Source organism: Gemmatimonadota bacterium (assembly GCA_009841265.1).
Classification (GTDB): Bacteria; JAAXHH01; JAAXHH01; order JAAXHH01; family JAAXHH01; genus JAAXHH01.
On the sequence record VXMB01000014.1, the window covers coordinates 621,342 to 638,474 of the forward strand.

General features: G+C 64.8%; 13 protein-coding genes. 12 read left to right on the forward strand and 1 reads right to left on the reverse strand.

The genetic code is table 11. The annotated features are described in order from the left end of the window. The first annotated feature begins 203 nt into the window (after positions 1-203). The 10 genes from F4X08_15360 to F4X08_15405 all read left to right on the forward strand — a co-directional run bounded on the left by F4X08_15360 (position 204) and on the right by F4X08_15405 (position 13,632). Positions 204-2,489: a hypothetical protein gene (locus F4X08_15360; protein ID MYD27177.1), complete on the forward strand. Its 2,286-nt coding sequence runs from the start codon at positions 204-206 to the stop codon at positions 2,487-2,489. Further along, a complete protein-coding gene (locus tag F4X08_15365) occupies positions 2,489-3,658 on the forward strand; it encodes a hypothetical protein (protein ID MYD27178.1) in 1,170 nt (389 codons plus the stop codon). The genes F4X08_15360 and F4X08_15365 overlap by 1 nt, the downstream gene beginning before the upstream one ends. Positions 3,659-3,758: 100 nt before the next feature. Continuing rightward, positions 3,759-5,045: a phosphopyruvate hydratase gene (locus F4X08_15370; protein MYD27179.1), complete on the forward strand. Its 1,287-nt coding sequence runs from the start codon at positions 3,759-3,761 to the stop codon at positions 5,043-5,045. A 14-nt stretch (positions 5,046-5,059) separates the two neighbouring features. After that, complete coding sequence (locus F4X08_15375; protein MYD27180.1) at positions 5,060-5,536, forward strand: septum formation initiator family protein; 477 nt, start codon at positions 5,060-5,062, stop codon at positions 5,534-5,536. A gap of 34 nt (positions 5,537-5,570) precedes the next feature. Further along, positions 5,571-6,356 carry a DNA repair protein RecO gene (gene recO / locus F4X08_15380; protein ID MYD27181.1) on the forward strand — a complete coding sequence of 262 codons (786 nt, stop codon included), beginning with the start codon at positions 5,571-5,573 and terminating at the stop codon, positions 6,354-6,356. Between the two features lie 30 nt (positions 6,357-6,386). After that, positions 6,387-7,385: a sugar kinase gene (locus tag F4X08_15385; GenBank protein MYD27182.1), complete on the forward strand. Its 999-nt coding sequence runs from the start codon at positions 6,387-6,389 to the stop codon at positions 7,383-7,385. A gap of 449 nt (positions 7,386-7,834) precedes the next feature. After that, the gene (locus tag F4X08_15390) at positions 7,835-8,263 is read left to right on the forward strand and encodes a sigma-70 family RNA polymerase sigma factor (protein ID MYD27183.1); all 429 of its coding nucleotides are present in this window, start codon (positions 7,835-7,837) and stop codon (positions 8,261-8,263) included. An 85-nt stretch (positions 8,264-8,348) separates the two neighbouring features. Further along, positions 8,349-8,939 (forward strand): DUF4202 domain-containing protein, encoded by a 591-nt coding sequence (locus tag F4X08_15395; protein MYD27184.1) that lies wholly within the window; start codon positions 8,349-8,351, stop codon positions 8,937-8,939. Positions 8,940-8,983: 44 nt separating this feature from the next. Beyond that, positions 8,984-10,387: a sulfatase gene (locus F4X08_15400; protein MYD27185.1), complete on the forward strand. Its 1,404-nt coding sequence runs from the start codon at positions 8,984-8,986 to the stop codon at positions 10,385-10,387. A 23-nt stretch (positions 10,388-10,410) separates the two neighbouring features. Further along, positions 10,411-13,632, forward strand: coding sequence for a GNAT family N-acetyltransferase (locus F4X08_15405; GenBank protein ID MYD27186.1), 3,222 nt, complete (start codon positions 10,411-10,413; stop codon positions 13,630-13,632). Positions 13,633-13,701: 69 nt separating this feature from the next. On the opposite strand, the gene map is transcribed toward F4X08_15405, so the two are convergent. Next, entirely contained in the window at positions 13,702-14,502 is an 801-nt protein-coding gene (map, locus tag F4X08_15410) for a type I methionyl aminopeptidase (protein ID MYD27187.1), read from the reverse strand. A 297-nt stretch (positions 14,503-14,799) separates the two neighbouring features. On the opposite strand from map, the gene F4X08_15415 reads away from it, so the two are divergent. Both F4X08_15415 and F4X08_15420 read left to right on the forward strand, forming a co-directional pair. Then, positions 14,800-15,795 carry a nucleoid-structuring protein H-NS gene (locus tag F4X08_15415; GenBank protein MYD27188.1) on the forward strand — a complete coding sequence of 332 codons (996 nt, stop codon included), beginning with the start codon at positions 14,800-14,802 and terminating at the stop codon, positions 15,793-15,795. A gap of 50 nt (positions 15,796-15,845) precedes the next feature. Beyond that, on the forward strand, positions 15,846-17,120 hold the full coding sequence (locus tag F4X08_15420) for an acetylornithine deacetylase/succinyl-diaminopimelate desuccinylase family protein (GenBank protein MYD27189.1): 1,275 nt from the start codon (positions 15,846-15,848) through the stop codon (positions 17,118-17,120). The last annotated feature ends 13 nt before the right edge of the window (positions 17,121-17,133 follow it).

A 17,133-nucleotide genomic window follows, 5' to 3' on the forward strand; every position in this document is an offset into this window, starting at 1 on the left:
GGGAAATTAGGTACGCTCCCCCGCGCTGTCAAGGGCTTTCAGGCCGGTCTTCCCGCCCCGTCCTTTCGCCTTATTTGTATTGACAGTTCCGCCCGTTTACCTTTTCAATATCGATGTCTATACGGGGCCGGCGGCGCTCCCTGGCGGCCTGCCCGGCCGGACCGTCGCTTCCCGTTCGATGGTAACCCCACCTGGTATATACCGTGATCGATTCGTTCCTTTACGCGCTCGGCCTGATCGGAGCGTCCGAGCACCTGTCATTTCGAACCACGATCCCTATTTGGGTCATCGTCCTTTTCACCCTGTCCGTGGCCGGGCTCGTCGTCCTGTTCTACCGCCGCATGCCCGTGGCGACTTCCACGCCGATGAAATCGCTGCTCACCTCGCTGAAGATCCTGCCTCTGCTGCTGGTCGTGTTCTGTCTCATGGAACCCGTCATCGTGTCGTCCGAGGTCTCGCCCCGCCGGGGTTTCCTCCTGATGCTGTTCGACGACTCCGGGAGCATGGGCATTCAGGATGCGACGCAGGGCCTTTCGCGCGTGGAAGCGGTGAAGCGCCGGTTCGGGGATGATGGACTGCTCGAGGAACTCGCCGCACAGTTCAGGCTGAGGTCCTACCGGTTCGCGGACCGGACCGAACGGGTCCCGGGTATCGGGGAACTGGACGCTTCCGGGACCGCGACGGACATGGCGGGAGCGCTCGCACAGGCCGCCGGCGAGTTCAGGGACCTGCCCGTGGCCGCCGTGGTGCTGGTGACCGACGGCGCGGACAACACGGGCACGGGTACGGATAAGCTGGCCAACGCGGCCGCGTACCTCGCATCGCAGGACACGCCGGTCCATGCCGTGGGCGTCGGCCGGGAACGGATCGACCGGGACGTGGAGATTCTCAAGGTAGCTGCCTCGGACAGGGTCACGGAGGGTACCATAACCGACCTCGTCGTCACCCTTCGCAGTTCGGGGTATTCGGGCCGGTCCGTCGACCTGAACATCAGGGAGGGCGGTCGTGTGGTCGAGACGGTGCCCGTGCGTCTGGGCGGGGACGGCGACATCCAGCGGGTCCAGGTGTTTCTCTCGCCGGAATCGCCGGGCATACTCGAATACTCGGCCGAAGTCGCCCCTCAGAACGCGGAGACGATCGCGGAGAACAACGCGCAGGCCTTCCTGCTGGACAACCGGTCGAAAACCGGACGGGTCCTCTACGTGGAGGGCTATCCCCGTAGGGAGTTCAAGTTCATTCGAAGAGCCCTGGAGGAAGACCCCAGGATCGATCTGGTCTCGATAGTCCGGATCTCACCGGACGGGAGGATCTACCGCCAGGGCATCCGGGATCCGAAGCAGGAGCTGACGGCGGGGTACCCCCGGACCCGCGAGGAGCTGTTTGCCTATGACGCCGTCGTATTCGGGGATATCGAGGCGGACTGGTTCACGCCCGAGCAGTTGCGGCTCACCGAGGCCTTCGTGAGTGACCGCGGCGGCGGCTTCCTGATGATCGGCGGACTGAGTGCCTTCCGGGAAGGCGGGTACGCGGGAACGCCGATCGAGGACGTGCTGCCGGTTCGGCTCACCGGCGAAGACTGGGCCATGGGCATCGTCGATCACGCCTTTCTCCTTGAACCGGACGCGGAAGGGATCGACCATCCGCTGCTCCGTTTCGGGTCTACCCGGGAAGAAAACAATACGATCTGGAGCGAGTTGCCTGAACTGATCGGTTACAACCGGATCGGAGGTGCGAAACCCGGAGCCGCCGTGCTGGCGATCGACCCGAAGGCGGACGCGCTTGAAGGGTCGAACGTGATCCTGGCGGTTCAGCGTTACGGAAGAGGGCGATCCATGGCCTTTACCGGTTTCAGCACGTGGCGCTGGCAGATGCATCTTCCGTCGGAAGACCAGTCGCACGAACGGTTCTGGCGCCAGATGGTCCGCTGGACCGCCCTGTACGCCCCCGGGCGGGTATCGGTGGCCACGGACCGGACGAACTACGGCGGACACGAGCCGGTGGTCATTGAAAGCCGCTTGTTCGACCCGGAATTCGAACCGGTGGACGGCGCCGAAGTGTGGGCCGACGTAACGGGCCCCGCCGGCCGCACGGAGGCCGTGCGGCTCGAGCGGACCCTGGGAAGGAGCGGAATGTACCGGGGCGAGTTCCGGCCCTCACTGGGCGGAATGCACAAAGTGGAGGTGTCGGTCCGGTCCGGGGATGGCGAGTTGCTGCGCGACCAGACCGGGTTTACCGTGGCGCCATCGGCTACTGAATTCACGAACGCGGGGCTACGGCGGGAAGAACTCGAAAGACTCGCGGCGTCCACGGGCGGCACGTACCTGCCCCTGACCGATGCGGGACAGCTGCCGGAATTGATCCAGCCTGTCGAGGATACGGCGACTTCGATCCGCGAGAGAGACCTGCGGGACGCCCCCTTCCTGTTCGCGGCCATCCTGCTCTTCCTGAGTGCCGAGTGGTTCCTCAGACGCCAGAAAGGACTGTCGTGATGGGCATGGTCCGCCTGGCTACGGGCATGACCGCTTGCCTGCTGGCCGCTTGCCTGCTGTCCGCAGGGTTGGTGCCGGCTCATGCGGCCGGCCCGCTTCGCCCCGCGGCCGGTCCTCCGCGCCCGGTGGCCGACTCGCTGCAACCTGCGGCCCGTCCGGCTACGGAAAGGGCTCAGGCGGCCGGTCCTCAGGACATGAAGCCCGCAGGTCCATCGTCGGGCGTGCGATACGGACTGGTGATCGCGGGTCTCGGCGGCGAGCAGAAGTACGTGGACCAGCATCTGGCCTGGGCGCGCGGCTTCTACGAGGTATTGAAGGTCGAACATGGTTTCCCGGAAGACCGGTTGTACCTGCTGGTCGAGGATCCGGACGCCGCGGGCGGCCCCCCGGCCGTGAAATCCACGCTCGAGGAGATCCGGACCGTCCTGGCCGAGCTGGCGCGCCTGGTGCGTCCCGGCGACGATCTGTTCGTCCTGCTGATCGGCCATGGCAGCGCCACGGGCACGGGCCCCAGATTGAACATCCCCGGCCCCGACCTGACGGCGGACACGCTCCGCGACGCGCTCGGCGAGATCGAGGCACGGTACACGGTCGTGGTGAACGGCGCGAGTTCCAGCGCCCCTTTCATCGATGCGCTCACCGGTCCGGACCGCGTGATCGTGACGGCGACCAAAAGCGGCGCCGAACGGCTGTCCACGGTCTTCCCGGAGCACCTGCTCGACGCGTTAAAAGCGCAGGAGGGTGACCTGGACAAGGACGGGCGGGTCTCCGTGCTGGAGTCCTTTGTCTACGCGAGGAACAAGACCGCGGAGTGGTACGAAGGCCAGGGGCTGCTGGCAACCGAGCACGCCCTGCTGGACGACAACGGCGACGGGCGGGGTACCCGGGAACCGGGTCCCGGCGGGACGGACGGGACGCTGGCCGGAAGGATCTACTTCGGACGCGGTCCAGGCGGACCGGAAGCCGCCGCAGGGACCGTTACGCCTGGAGGGCAGGCGCTGCAGGCGCGCATGGAGGATCTGCGTTGGAGTATAGACGAGCTCAGGGCCCGGAAGGAACAGGAAGACCCCGGGGAATACGCGGCGCGCATGGAGGAAATGCTGATCGAACTGGCCCGGGTGACCCGCCAGCTCAGGGAACTTCAGACGCCTGAAGAACAGTCGCCGTGACGCTTTCCTTCTTGTCCTTGACGCATGGCCCGGAGCCGTTAACATATGGAGCGGTTGAAGCAGTGAATTGCGTCCGGACCGCGACACGGAAAGTAACCGCATGACAGATATCGTTTCCATTCGAGGTCGAGAGATCCTGGACTCCAGGGGGAACCCCACGGTCGAGGCCGAGGTGCGGCTGTCCTGCGGAGCCTTCGGGCGGGCGATTGTCCCGTCGGGCGCTTCGACGGGTGCACACGAGGCGCACGAGCGCCGTGACGGCGACGGTTCGCGTTACCTCGGCAAAGGCGTGCTCGGCGCCGTTGCCAGCGTCAACGGTGAAATCGCCGCGGCGCTGCGCGGCCGGGAGGGAACCGACCTGGCCGGGGTGGACCGCGCCATGATCGAACTCGACGGTTCGGACAACAAGGACGTCGTCGGCGCCAACGCCATTCTCGGCGTGTCGCTGGCGGTGGCCCGCGCGGCGTCGGAGGCGGCCGGCCTGCCGTTGTACAGGTACCTCGGAGGCGACCGGGCCTGCATGCTCCCCGTCCCCATGATGAATATCCTCAACGGGGGATCCCACGCCGACAACAACGTCGACCTGCAGGAATTCATGATCATGCCCGTGGGCGCTTCCACCTTCGCCGAGGCGTTGCGCATGGGCGCCGAGGTCTTCCACAGCCTCAAGGCGGTGCTCCTGAAGAACGGGTACGCGACCTCCGTGGGCGACGAAGGCGGTTTCGCCCCGGACCTCTCATCGAATGCGGAGGCCGTCGAGATGCTGATGTCGGGCATTTCCGACGCCGGTTACGAGCCGGGCGCCGACGTGGCGATCGCCCTCGACGCGGCGGCCTCGGAGTTCCACGAACAGGGCATATACCGGCTGGAAGCGGAAGCCCGGCCCGAGAAAACCGCTGAGGAGCTGATCGAATACTATGCGGACCTGGCCGGCAGGTATCCTGTCGTTTCCATCGAGGACGGCGTGGCGGAGGACGACTGGAACGGGTGGAAGCAGCTTACCGACCGGCTCGGCGATGAAGTGCAGCTCGTCGGAGACGACCTCTTCGTGACCAACACCGGCCGGCTTTCCCGGGGCATCCGAAGCGGCGTCGCCAACAGCATTCTGATCAAGATCAACCAGATCGGCACGCTGACGGAGACCTTCGAAGCCATAGACATGGCGCAGTCATCGGGCTACACGGCTGTGATTTCCCACCGGTCCGGGGAAACGGAAGACACGACGATCGCGGACATCGCGGTGGCGAAAACGGCCGGCCAGATCAAGACCGGTTCCCTCTGCCGTTCCGAGCGGACCGCGAAGTACAACCAGCTGCTGCGGATCGAGGAAGAACTCGGCGACCGGGCCAGGTACGCGGGCCGGTCCATCCTGCGCCGGGCCTCATAGGCGGAGCACGTCCCATGACCGATAAGGGACCTATCAGATCTGATCCCTCGGCGGAGTCCGATGCCTCGGCAGCATCCGATGGCTCGAAGGCGTTTGCGGCCAGGCGGCGCCGGCGGCCAAGGAAGCGGACCCGGCTGAGGTGGATCGTCCTCGGCGTGATCGCCGTCGTGTTCGGCTACGTCTATATCGGCGGCAGTTACGGCTGGTACAACATGTGGAAACTCAGGGAGCAGCGATCCAGGCTGCAGGCCGACTTGAAGGAACTGGAATCCAGGGAGCGCGTGCTGACCGGCGAACTGGAACTGCTGGAGGGCGATGCCGAGACGGACGACCAAACGCGCTTCGAGTTGGAGAGGCGGGCCCGGGAGGAACACGGCATGGTCCGGGAGGACGAGTTGATATACCGATTCCCCGCGGAAACGGATTCCGCCGAAGTAGATTCCGCGGAAAGGGATTCCACCGGAGCCAGGACGTCCGATCCAGGCCGCTGAAACGGTTTCCTCCCGGGAACCACCGGGCCTCCTCATGGCCATACGATCCTCGGAAGCCATCGTTCTGAATCGAATCCCGCTGGGAGATACGAGTCTCCTGGTCACGGTATACGCGCGGGCGTTCGGAAAGGTGAAGCTCGTAGCCCGCGGGGCGCGGCGACCGAAGAGCAGGATGGCGTCCTCGCTCCAACCGCTTCGCGTGATCACCGTATCGTACAACCATCGCGAGAACCGTGAACTGCAAAATCTTTCGAAGGTCGAGGCGGGGCCGTACTTCAGGCGAATCGGGGAAGACCTGACGAAGGTGGCCTATGCCAGCGCCGTCTGTGAACTGGTGAACCGGCTCGTCCTCGGCGAAGAGCCCGGCGAGCAACTCTTCGGACTGATCTGCCGCACGCTTGAAGCGATCGACCAGCTGTCCGCGGACGCGTGCGAAATGCTGTTCTGGCGCTTTCAGATCGAATTTGCCGATGTCTACGGCACCGGTCCGGAGTTCGCCGCCTGCCTCGGTTGCGGGGAGCGCCCGGAGGAAGCCTCGGTCCGGTTCAGTCCGTCCCTGGGCGGGATCCTGTGCCGGGACTGCCAGGCGCAGGACGGCGAGGCCATGCAGCTCTCCCTGGGCACCACCCGGTTGCTGTCCCGTGTGCGCGAAATGCCGCTGGAGCATCTGCCCCGGCTGAAACCCGTCGGGACGTCACGACGGGAGATCCAGCGCGCGATCCGCGCCTTCTACCTGTACCAGATGGACGACGGGCGGGAGTTGAAGTCGCTGAAATTCCTGGAGTCCATCGAAGAGGACGGGCGGGAGCGCAGGCCATGAGGAAGCGCAGGCAGTGAGGAGGCGCAGGATATGAGGAAGCGCGGTAAAAAGTACGACGTCGTGACCTGGGGCGAGGGATATCTGCGCCTTACCCCGAGGGGGCGGGAGCGGTTCGAGCAGGCCGGCGGCTTCGACGCGGTCGTGTCAGGTGGCGCGCTGGAGGCGGCGGTCGGTCTCGCAAGGCTTGGCCTGCGGACGGCCTGGCTTTCCGCCGTGGGCGACACGCCCCTGGGCATGAAACTCGTCAACAAGGTCCGGGAGCACGGCGTGGACACCCGGCACGTAGTCCGCGTGCCCGAGGGACGCACCGGGCTGTGCTACGCCGAGACGGGCAGCGCGCCACGGCCGGCCCGGTACTGGTACGACATGGACGGTACCGCCTTTCGTGCTGCCCCTCCCGATGCGGAGGACTGGACTGCGGCTCGCGACGGGGCCATCCTTCACCTGGATCTCACGGCGCCGATGCTCGATAGCGCGAACGCCGACCGGCTGGAATCCGCCCTTGCGTACGCCCGGGCCGCGGACCATGCGGTCAGCATCCAGCTGGACGTTCCGGACGGTAGGCTTCTCGACGTCGCGGTCCGCAGCAGCGTACTCGGCCTCGTGGAAACCGCGGGGATCCTCGTGACGACCCGGCGGACCCTGGAGACGATCTGGGGTTTCGAAGGCCCGTTGGACACGGCGGCCGACCTGGCGCGGAACCGGTTCGATGCGAAGCACGTAGCCGTCGTGGAGGACCGCTTGACCGCCGAGGGGGCCGCGGACTGGTCCGCCGTTGCCGTTTCCCCGTCCGGAGAGACCTACGAGGAGCGTACGGGGGAGATCAAGGCGGTCGATACCGACGGGGCGCTGGGCGCCTTCGCGGCGGGTTATCTCCTCGGTTACCTGGAGGACGGCACCCGTTCCGCTCTGCAGTACGGCAGCGCCGCCGCCGCCCTGGCCTGTTCCATTCCCGGACCACTCAACTGGTTCATCCGGGACGACCTGAAAGCGCAGGTCGAGGGAACCGGATCGGGGCTTCGGCGTTAGCCTGAAGGGAACCGGGTCGGACGAGATTCCGCCTTTAATGTTTTTTTGCGAATGATTCGAAGAAAATGTGCATCCGGAGTGTATATAAGTGCATCCGTAATGTAGATATGTAGATACCGTCGTCGCACCCGCGGGAACACAGTTCGCTGAAACCATGGACGGCTCGATGATCACAGCAGTTCGTTTCGACCGTCCTCCCCGGGTTGAATCCCACAAAAGGAGGCATCAAAATGGCAGGAAGATACCTTGCAGCGCGGTCCATCGCGCGTCCGAAGACCTTCGTCTCTGACGCAGGCACGCCGTTCTCGTCTCCGGAGTGTTGTTGGGACATTCCCTGAGTCCCGGACCCGATCAGGGAAACTGACGCACGTCCTCCGGAGCCGCGAGACCTACGTCACGCGGTGTTTTTTTTGTCCTTTAACGATTCGAACCGGAGGTAGAATCACTTCATGTATAATCCAGAATTCTGGGAAATCCAATTGGACCAGGTTGACCTGGAGCAATATCCCAATGAAGCGAATATCTGGTACGAGACGGGGGAGGATCGGGTGCACAGGTACCAGCGCGAAGACCGTGTGGACGAACTGGCCGACGCGGTCTACGATTTCCTCTCCCAGTATCTGACCCAGAAACAGTGCGAGGTCGTGGTGCTGTATTTCATCTACCAGAAGACCCAGCAGGAGACCGCGGAGATCCTGGGCATCTCCCGCAGGGTCGTGAGCCAGCACCTGTTCGGGATCTGCCGGGGCGGTAAGCACATCGGCGGCGCGGTAAACAAGCTGCGCAAGCTGTGCGCCCGGCACGGAATCGATTTCCAACCGGCCGAGCGGTCGTTCGAGTCGCAGGAATACAGCGAACAGCTCGCCATGTCCGCCTGAAACGCGATCCCGTAACGCTTCATGCCACTACAAAAAGCCGCCGGAGTCATCATCCGGCGGCTTTTTGGTGAAAGCGACTTAGTTGATGGATCATGATCGATTTTCGGATGCCATGGAACGCATCGACGCCGCGAACGGCGCCGACCCGGAATCCGAAGAAGTCGACGGCCGGCAAATGCCGAAAGCGCTCCTGTACGGCTTGCGGATGTCGGCCTGCCTTGAAAACCTGGCGCCCGGCGCGTCGGAAGCACTGCGGCTGGCCGTGCGCTGCCAGCACATCCAACGGTGGAAGATACCCCGCAGCGATTTTCCCGTGGGCCGGCTCGGCTACCGGCAGTGGCGCACGGAACTGGCCTGGTACCACGCCCAGACCGCGGGCGCCATCCTGCGGGATGCCGGCTATGACGACGCCCTCGTAGACCGTGTGCAGGCCCTCGTCCGGAAGGAGCGCTTCAAGTCCGACCCCGAGGCGCAGGCCCTCGAGGACGTCGCCTGCCTGGTGTTCCTCCGGCACTATCTGCCCGCGTTCGCGAAAAAGCACAGTGAAGAAAAACTGGTCGAAATCCTGGCGAAGACCTGGAAGAAGATGTCGCCCTCGGGCCGGGAGGCGGCTTGGGAAATTGACCTTGCGCCTGCGTTGAAGTCGTTGCTGGACCGGGCGGTCCGGCGCATTTAATGGCAGCCGGGAAACGTAAGAACCTGATACGGAGATCGTGATCCATGTCCGGCCACCCCGCCAAAAACATCGTGTTCGTGTTCAGCGATCAGCACCGATGGTGCAGCACCGGCTTCGGCGGCAGCCGCCAAGTGCGGACGCCGTACATGGACCGCATGGCCGACGAGGGCGTCGTCTTCGACCTGGCAGTCTCCAACATCCCGGTCTGCACGCCCTGGCGGGCGGCTTTTCTGACCGGACAGTATCCATTGACGACCGGCATGTTCATGAACGATGTGCGGCTTCCAACGGACCGGCCGACCCTGGGCACGGTCCTGCGGGCGGCGGGCTACGACACGGCCTACATCGGAAAATGGCATCTCGACGGCCCGTCCCGGAGCGGACACACGCCGCCCGGCCCCCGCAGGCAGGGGTTCGATTTCTGGGCCGTGGGCAACTGCACCCACGACTACATGCACTCCCTGTACTACCGGGATTCGGAAGCGCCGCTGTACTGGAACGGCTACGATGCGGAGGCGCAGACTTCCCTGGCCATCAAATACCTGCGCACCCGGGAACGGGACCGGCCCTTCGCGCTGGTGCTGTCGTGGGGGCCGCCGCATAATCCCTACGACGCCGTTCCCGGCCGCTACCTCGACCTGTATCCTCCGGAGGAAGTGGAGGTGCGTCCCAACTGTCCCGATCCTGCCCGGACCGACCTGGCGGGTTATTATGCGCATATCACGGCCCTCGACGACCAGTTGGCGCGGCTCGGCGGCGTCCTCGAAGAACAGGGACTGATGGACGAAACGATTTTCGTCTATACTTCGGATCACGGCGACATGCTCGGGTCGCAGGGCCGGCAGCGCAAGCAGCACCCCTGGGACGAGTCCATCCACGTTCCCTTCGTGATGCGTTGCCCGGACCAGGCGGACCAGGCGGACCGGGCGGACCAGGCGCACGCGAGGCTTCGGATCGGCACCCCCTTCAACGTGGTGGATATCATGCCGACGCTCCTCGGTCTGGCGGGCATCCCCGTACCCGGATCCTGCGAGGGTCGGGACCACGCCCCGGCGGTGCGGGGAGAGGCCTTTACGGGCAACGATGCCGCCTACATCATGAGCATCGCGCCTTTTTCGGAATACCGGGGTCAGCCGTGGCGGGGAATCCGGACCGCCGGACACACCTATGTACGCAATCTCGACGGTCCCTGGCTGCTGTACGACAACCGGGAGGATCCATGCCAGCTGTCCAACCTGGCCGGCCGGGAGGAACATGCCGACCTGCAGCGCCGGCTTGACGACCAGTTGCATCAAGAGATGGCCCGGCGTGGCGACGCGCTGCTTCCCGCCGGCCATTACCTGGAGCGGTTCGGCTACGAAGTGAACGAAGCCGGGGCGGTACCCTACGAGACGGCGGTTCCCCCGCCTGGTCGACGCGGTCGGCCGGAACATGGCGGGACAACTTGAGACGGTGAGGAGATGATGAGGAGATGACGATGGCGGAACAAGCCAATCTGCGGCTGATCGACCCTGTGAGGGACGCCGCCGCGATCGCCGGTATGTGGAACGAAAGCGACGGCGAATGGCCCGGCACCTGGAACAGCGGCGTGCCCACGACGGCGCGGGACATCCGGGAGTGGCACGAAAAGGAGGAATACACCGCGGTCTTCGTCTGGGCCGAAGGGGAGAAGATCGGCGGGTACTGTTCCCTGGTATACGACAAGGATGACGGCGAGGCCCTCTACCTCGCACTCTTAAACGTCTCCCCGCGCTTCCAGGGCAGGAGCATCGGCCGGCGGTTGCTCGTCCGCTCGGTGGAGATGGCCATCGAGGACAAGAAGTACCACCTCGACCTGGACACCTGGTCGGGGAACGTGAAGGCGATGGCGCCTTACAAGCGGACGGGCTTCTTCTGGGACGCCGGAGGGTGGCCGATCATGCGCAACTACATGCCCGCGATCCTGGAGATGCCCTGTACGCGGTACTTCTTCGACCGGCACGACTGGTACGAGTCGCTGGAGCGGCGGATCGACCAGCAGCCCGACGATGAAACCTGGGAAGGGCTGGTGATTTTTACCTACCGGTTTACGTCCGGGGGGACGCCGTCATCCAGTGGCGGCGCCGGGTCTGGCGCGGATGAACCCGAGTCCGCCGGGGACCGGGAGGAACTGACGGTCCGGGTGGACCGCGAAGCCCGGCACGTGACCGCGGTGGAGACGGCGGATTTGTCCGCCTGGGCGACAGTGGACGAAATCGAGCCGGTGCGGGGCGGGCAGACGCTTCTTCGGTGGAAACTGGAGAACCGGAAGGACGCGCCGGCCGCCTTCTCGTTGACGGCGAAAGAGACGGGCGACCTGTCCATCGACTACCACTGCCGGAAGACGTTGGGACCCGGCGAGACGGTCTCCCTCGAGGCACCGGTGAGCGTGTCGGCCAAAGCCGAAACCGCGGACGTGAAGAAGACCGCGCCGAGGGTGCGCACCAGCATACGTTGGGACGATCTACCCATTGACCTCGCCACCGGTATCCGGCCGCGGGTCGAGATGTCCTTTTCCGTCGATCCCGGTGAGATCACCCTGGCTCCCGGCGCGCCGCGGCCGGTGCGCGTAACCCTGCACAGCCAGTTGGCCGAAGACGTGGAAGCGCAGGTCCGCATCACGGCATCGGACGGTCTCTCGGTGGACCGGAGCGCGCGAACCGTCGCAGTGCCCGCCCGGGGATACGGAGGATTCGAAACCGTCCTGGAAGCGGACCGCCCGGGCGTATTCGGACTGACCCTGTCGGGGCGCTTCGAACGGGAAGGCAAGCCGGTCGACCTTGCGGATGCGAAACACGCCGTCTTCGCTTTGGCGCCGGGCGGGCTGTTGTACCACCAGGACGGCGCGGTACGGTTCGAGAACGAGATCTTCCGGGCGAACCTGGTGGCCGAGGGCGGCCAGTTGAAGATCAGCGATCGGGCCACCGGGAGGCATCTGGGAACGGAAGGCGGCCGTCCCATCCCGCCGAAGTGGCCCAGCGAATACAGCGAGTCGGACTTCAAGCTGAAAGCCGAAGGGGACGGGAACGGCGTGGTCCTCACGGCAACCTTTGCATCCCGGAAGACCCCCGGCCTCGTCTTCAGCCGGATCATCCGGTTGAACGCCGGGCCGGTCATTACCGTGGAGCACACGCTGGAAAATACCGGCTTCGACCCCCGCACCTCCCGCCTCTACCAGTTCGTCACGAACGGGGGTGCGGACCAGTCGGCACTGACGCTGCCGCTCCGGGAAGGGATCCTCAAGGCCCGTTGTAGCGATCGGCCCGCGCCGGACGACCACGATTTCAAGATGGGCGACAGCTACGCGGAAACGTGGGGCGCCTTCGAAATGCCCCATGGAACGATGGGAGTCCTTTGGCTCGACGGCCTGGACGAGGTCGAATGGAGCGGTTATGAATTCCAGGCGGTGAGCGTGGAGACGACCTGCGCGCCCCAGTCCTGCGTCTCCTTCGGCGCCCTGAGACTGCGCGTCGGGGACGGCGGCTGGCAAGGCGTACGCCGGCTGTGGCGGCGTATCCAGGGGGAACCGGTCGGAGAAGGCGAGCCCGTCCCGCGGATCCTGGACGAATTCGAAGCGTCGACCGATCCTCCCCTGGCCGTGGTAAGCGGAGACGAGACCGACATCCGTTTCAGGATTGCGCAGTGGAAGTCCCGGAAGGCCAGCGGGACCGTTTCCTTCGTCATGCCGGACGGCTGGCGGTGCGACCCGCCGTGGGCTTCGTTTTCAGATGTCGACTGGCGGCAACCCTTCTATGGTTCGGTGCGGCTTTCCACGTCGCGGCCGCCCGGCGTCTACACCGGCCGCATGGTGCTGGACAGCGGGGAGCGCGGCGCGGAGGTCGAACTGCCCCTCGTCCGGCTGACGGACGGATCGGTCGTGGAAGTCGACGAGGTCGAATCCGGGGGCCACGTCGAATTCGGGGGCCACAGGGTGTATACCATTCGAAACCAACGGCTCGAAATCGACGTCGCCCCCTCCTTCCTCGGATCCGTGAGCGCCATCCGGGATGCCGGCGGCGAATGCAACCACCTGGCTTCAGCCTTTCCCCGACCTGAAGCCTTCGGATGGAGCTACCCCTGGTATGGCGGGCTGCAGCCCGAGATCGTGTTGGACCGCCTGTCCTGGACGGAGTCCCTCGAGGACGAGACGTTCGTCGCGGAGCCCGTCTCCTATCGCGCCCGGGGCCTCGAATGGACGGGCGTGCGACAACGGGCGGCGTTATCCAGGGATGCGTGCCGCGGCCTGACCCTGGAACTCGATACCCTGACCCTGGGGGGAGGACCGGTGATCAAACTGGTATGGAGGCTGCTGAACGAAAGCGACGCGCACCGGCGCTTAAGGGGCGGATGGCATGTGTTCCTGAAGCCCGACGGCGAGATGGACGACACCGTCCTGTTCTCGGCGGACAGCGAACGGAAGCAGCGCCCGTGGTATGTCGAACAGGATGGCGGACACTGGGCCGCCGCCTCCAACCCGCGCACCGGGCGGACATTCGTGCTCGTTGCGCCGAAAAACGGCGTCCGGATGGACAGCTGGGGTGACGCCGGGGGCCACCTGAAGCTCATGCGGGGTCACGAGGTGGCCGCCCGTGGAGTCAGTGAGGAAACGGCTTACCTGGTCCTGGCCGGATCGCGAGATGAAGCGCGGCAGTACGCGGTGTTGAAAGACCTGTAATGATTCTTGCTCGGACGGGGACGCCCGGTTAGAAGGACCGGGCGGAGTGGACAGACCTGACGGACCGCGTCATCCCGGCAGGCCGTTCGAACCCCAGAGATCGGTGTTTTCCGTCAGGATCTCGGGACCGTCGGACAGGATCGCTACCGTGTGCTCGAAATGGGCGGACAGCCGTCCGTCGGCGGTGGAAGTCGTCCATTCGTCGTCGAGGATCCGGATTCGGTGCGCGCCCGCGCACACCATGGGTTCGATGGCGATGACCATGCCTGGTTTGAGCCGGATGCCGCGTTGCGGTCTGCCGTGATTGGGGACCTGTGGTTCCTCCCAGAGACTGCGCCCGATCCCGTGGCCGCACAGGTCCCGCACCACCGAGTATCCGTGAGCTTCCGCGTATTGCTGCACCGCGTGCCCGATGTCGCCGATTCGGTTTCCCGGCTTCGCTTCTTCGATCCCCTTGAATACCGATGCACGCGTGACGTCCAGCAACCGCTGCGCCTCCGGTGAAACGCGGCCGACGGGGAAGGTGAAGGCCGTATCGCCGTGATACCCGTCGATGATCATGGCAAAATCTAGACTGAGGATGTCCCCCTCCTCGACTTTGCGCCGCGGACTGGGGATGCCGTGCACGATCTCATCGTTGATGGACGCGCAGATCGTGGCGGGAAAGGGCGGATGGAAGGTGGGCCGGTACCCGAGGAAAGAGGAGGTGCCTCCGAAATCCCGGATCATCTTGCGGGCGATCCGGTCCAGTTCGGAGGTCGCGATACCCGGCCTGACGGCTTCGCCCATGCGCTGCAGCGTCGCGGTCGCGGCCTGGCCGCTGCGACGGATGGTCTCGATCTGCTTTTCGGTCTTGAGAATGATTCCCATAACCCTTGCCACGCGAAATACGGAACGCAATCGTCAAATGTCCTGCGCGTCCGGCTATGCGCCTGACCGGCGCGGCCCGAATCGCACCTTGCATGATAAGCGGGAAGGCGGATTAGTCAAGGGCATTCAGCCGGATACTTCGAACCTTCGCACAGGCGACTTTCGCGCGCCGCTTGAAATACCTTGTCCCACGTCCGGGTGTCGTATATGTTCTGTCGCGGAACGACCCCGTTATTCCCGGCCGTCAAGGCATGCCAAGCGAATTCACCGGTAAACAGGAGTGAAGTGAACAGGATCATGGACCAATCGGCACTCAACGAAGCACCCACGCGTAAGTGGCTGACCTACCGGCCGGAGATCAAGCTCATCGACTGTACCATAAGGGACGGCGGCCTGATGAACGACCACCGTTTCGACGCGGATACCGTCAAGGCGGTCTACCAGGCCTGCGTCGCCGGTGGGATCGACTACATGGAAATCGGTTACATCAACTCGCGGCAGATCTTCTCCCCGGATGAACACGGACCCTGGAAGTTCTGCGCCGAAGAGGACATCCGCGGCGTCGTGGGCGACAATGACTCGCCCGTAAAGCTGGCGGCGATGGCCGACGCGGAGAAGTCGGACTACAGGACCGATATCCTGCCGGCCGCGGACAGCGTGCTGGACATGATCCGGATCGCCACCTACATCCACCAGATTCCGCTGGCGCTGGACATGATCCAGGACGCCCACGATAAGGGCTACGAGACCACGTTGAACCTCATGGCGGCGTCGACGGTTCCGGAAAGCGAAATGGACGAAGCGCTCTCCATGCTCGTCGAATCGCCGGTGGACGCCATCTACGTGGTGGACAGCTTCGGCGCACTTTACAGCGAACAGATCGAAGCGCTCGTGGACAAGTTCCTGAACGCCCTGCAGTCCACCGACAAAGAGGTAGGCATCCACGCCCACAACAACCAGCAACTGGCCTTCGCCAACACGATACAGGCGCTTATCCGCGGGGCAAACTACCTGGACGCCAGCCTCGGCGGTCTCGGCCGCGGCGCCGGCAACTGCCCCATGGAACTGATCGTCGGATTCCTGCACAACCCGAAGTTCCGCCTGCGTCCGCTGCTGGACTGCATCCAGTACCACGTCGAGCCTATGCGGGCCGAACTGATGTGGGGGTTCGACATTCCCTACATGATTACCGGCCTCATGAACCAGCATCCCCGGTCGGGCATGCGGTTCAACGCGGCGAAGGAAAGAGGCAGCATGGCCAGATTCTACGACGAGATGGAGGACGCCGGCTGACCCGGCGCCCGGAACCCGGCTGAACTGGCGCCAGCCTCCCCTGCAAGCCCATGATAACCCCGCTCGAACAGCGCATCGTGGAACAGGTACGCGTCCTCCGCAACGACATGATCGGGTTTTTGCGGGAGTTGATCCAAATACCCTCCGTGAATCCGCCGGGTGAAGGATACCTGGACTGCGCCCGGCTCGTGGGCGACCGGTTGAGCGCACTGGGTTTCGAAACCCGGTACGTCACCGCCGCCGGTCATCCGGACCATTCCGAAGAACACCCGCGTGTCAACGTGGTGGGCCGGCTACCCGGCCGTTCGCCGATGCCCACGCTGCATTTCAACGGCCACACCGACGTGGTTCCGCCTGGCGAGCACTGGACGGTCGATCCCTTCGGCGGGGAAGAGAAGGACGGCAGGATATACGGCCGCGGCGCGTGCGACATGAAGGGCGGCATCGCCGCGGCGCTCTTCTCGGCGGCCGCGGTGCGGGAGGCGGGCGTCTCGTTGCGCGGCAGTCTCGAGTTCAGCGCGACGGTCGACGAGGAGACCGGCGGGTTCGCCGGCATGGACTATCTTGCCCGCGAGGGACTCATTTCCCCCGAACGGACTTCGTACGTGATCATCCCGGAACCCTTCGGACCGGGACGCATCTGCCTGGGTCACCGCGGGGTGTACTGGTTCCGGGTCGACACCATCGGCCGGACCGCCCACGGCAGCATGCCCTTTCTGGGTGTCAGCGCCATCAGCCAGATGGAGCGTTTCCTGAGCCGGGTCTCGTCAGACCTCGCACCGGCCCTTCACGCCCGTAAAACGGACATGCCCGTGGACCCGCCGGAAGCGCGCCGCGCCACGATCAACGTGAACGGCATAACCGGCGGACAGACGGACGGAAACGTAGGTTCGCCCTGCGTGGCCGACCGGTGCTCCGCCGTCTTCGACCGGCGTTTTCTGATAGAGGAATCTTTCGACGACGTAAAAAAAGAAATCGAGACGCTGATCGCCAGCCTGACCGCGGAAGACCGGGACTTCAAAGCGGAGCTCACCGACCTGATGGTCGTTCGACCGGTCGAGACCGACCCGGACGCCGAGCTGGTCGGTACGGCCGCCCGCACGATCGAAGATCTGACCGGCGTTCCCGCGGAACATGTGGCCAGCCCCGGCACCTACGACCACAAGCACGTCCACAACACCGGCCGGGTGAAGCAATGCATCGCCTATGGCCCCGGACTGCTCCATCTCGCCCACCAGCCCGATGAGTACTGTGAGATCGAGCATCTCGTCCGGAGCTGCGAGGTCATGGCGGTCACCGCGGCCCGGTTGCTCGGCGTGAACTGAAGAGGGGGAACCG

What these genes read in the sequence shown, in the direction of transcription:
- F4X08_15365 (MYD27178.1), top strand. Translation starts at nt 2,489, where the DNA reads ATGGGCATGGTCCGCCTGGCTACGGGCATGACCGCTTGCCTGCTGGCC.
- recO (MYD27181.1), top strand. Translation starts at nt 5,571, where the DNA reads ATGGCCATACGATCCTCGGAAGCCATCGTTCTGAATCGAATCCCGCTG.
- F4X08_15420 (MYD27189.1), top strand. Translation starts at nt 15,846, where the DNA reads ATGATAACCCCGCTCGAACAGCGCATCGTGGAACAGGTACGCGTCCTC.
- F4X08_15375 (MYD27180.1), top strand. Translation starts at nt 5,060, where the DNA reads ATGACCGATAAGGGACCTATCAGATCTGATCCCTCGGCGGAGTCCGAT.
- F4X08_15390 (MYD27183.1), top strand. Translation starts at nt 7,835, where the DNA reads ATGTATAATCCAGAATTCTGGGAAATCCAATTGGACCAGGTTGACCTG.
- F4X08_15370 (MYD27179.1), top strand. Translation starts at nt 3,759, where the DNA reads ATGACAGATATCGTTTCCATTCGAGGTCGAGAGATCCTGGACTCCAGG.
- F4X08_15415 (MYD27188.1), top strand. Translation starts at nt 14,800, where the DNA reads ATGGACCAATCGGCACTCAACGAAGCACCCACGCGTAAGTGGCTGACC.
- F4X08_15395 (MYD27184.1), top strand. Translation starts at nt 8,349, where the DNA reads ATGGATCATGATCGATTTTCGGATGCCATGGAACGCATCGACGCCGCG.
- map (MYD27187.1), bottom strand. Translation starts at nt 14,502, where the DNA reads ATGGGAATCATTCTCAAGACCGAAAAGCAGATCGAGACCATCCGTCGC.
- F4X08_15385 (MYD27182.1), top strand. Translation starts at nt 6,387, where the DNA reads ATGAGGAAGCGCGGTAAAAAGTACGACGTCGTGACCTGGGGCGAGGGA.
- F4X08_15405 (MYD27186.1), top strand. Translation starts at nt 10,411, where the DNA reads ATGACGATGGCGGAACAAGCCAATCTGCGGCTGATCGACCCTGTGAGG.
- F4X08_15400 (MYD27185.1), top strand. Translation starts at nt 8,984, where the DNA reads ATGTCCGGCCACCCCGCCAAAAACATCGTGTTCGTGTTCAGCGATCAG.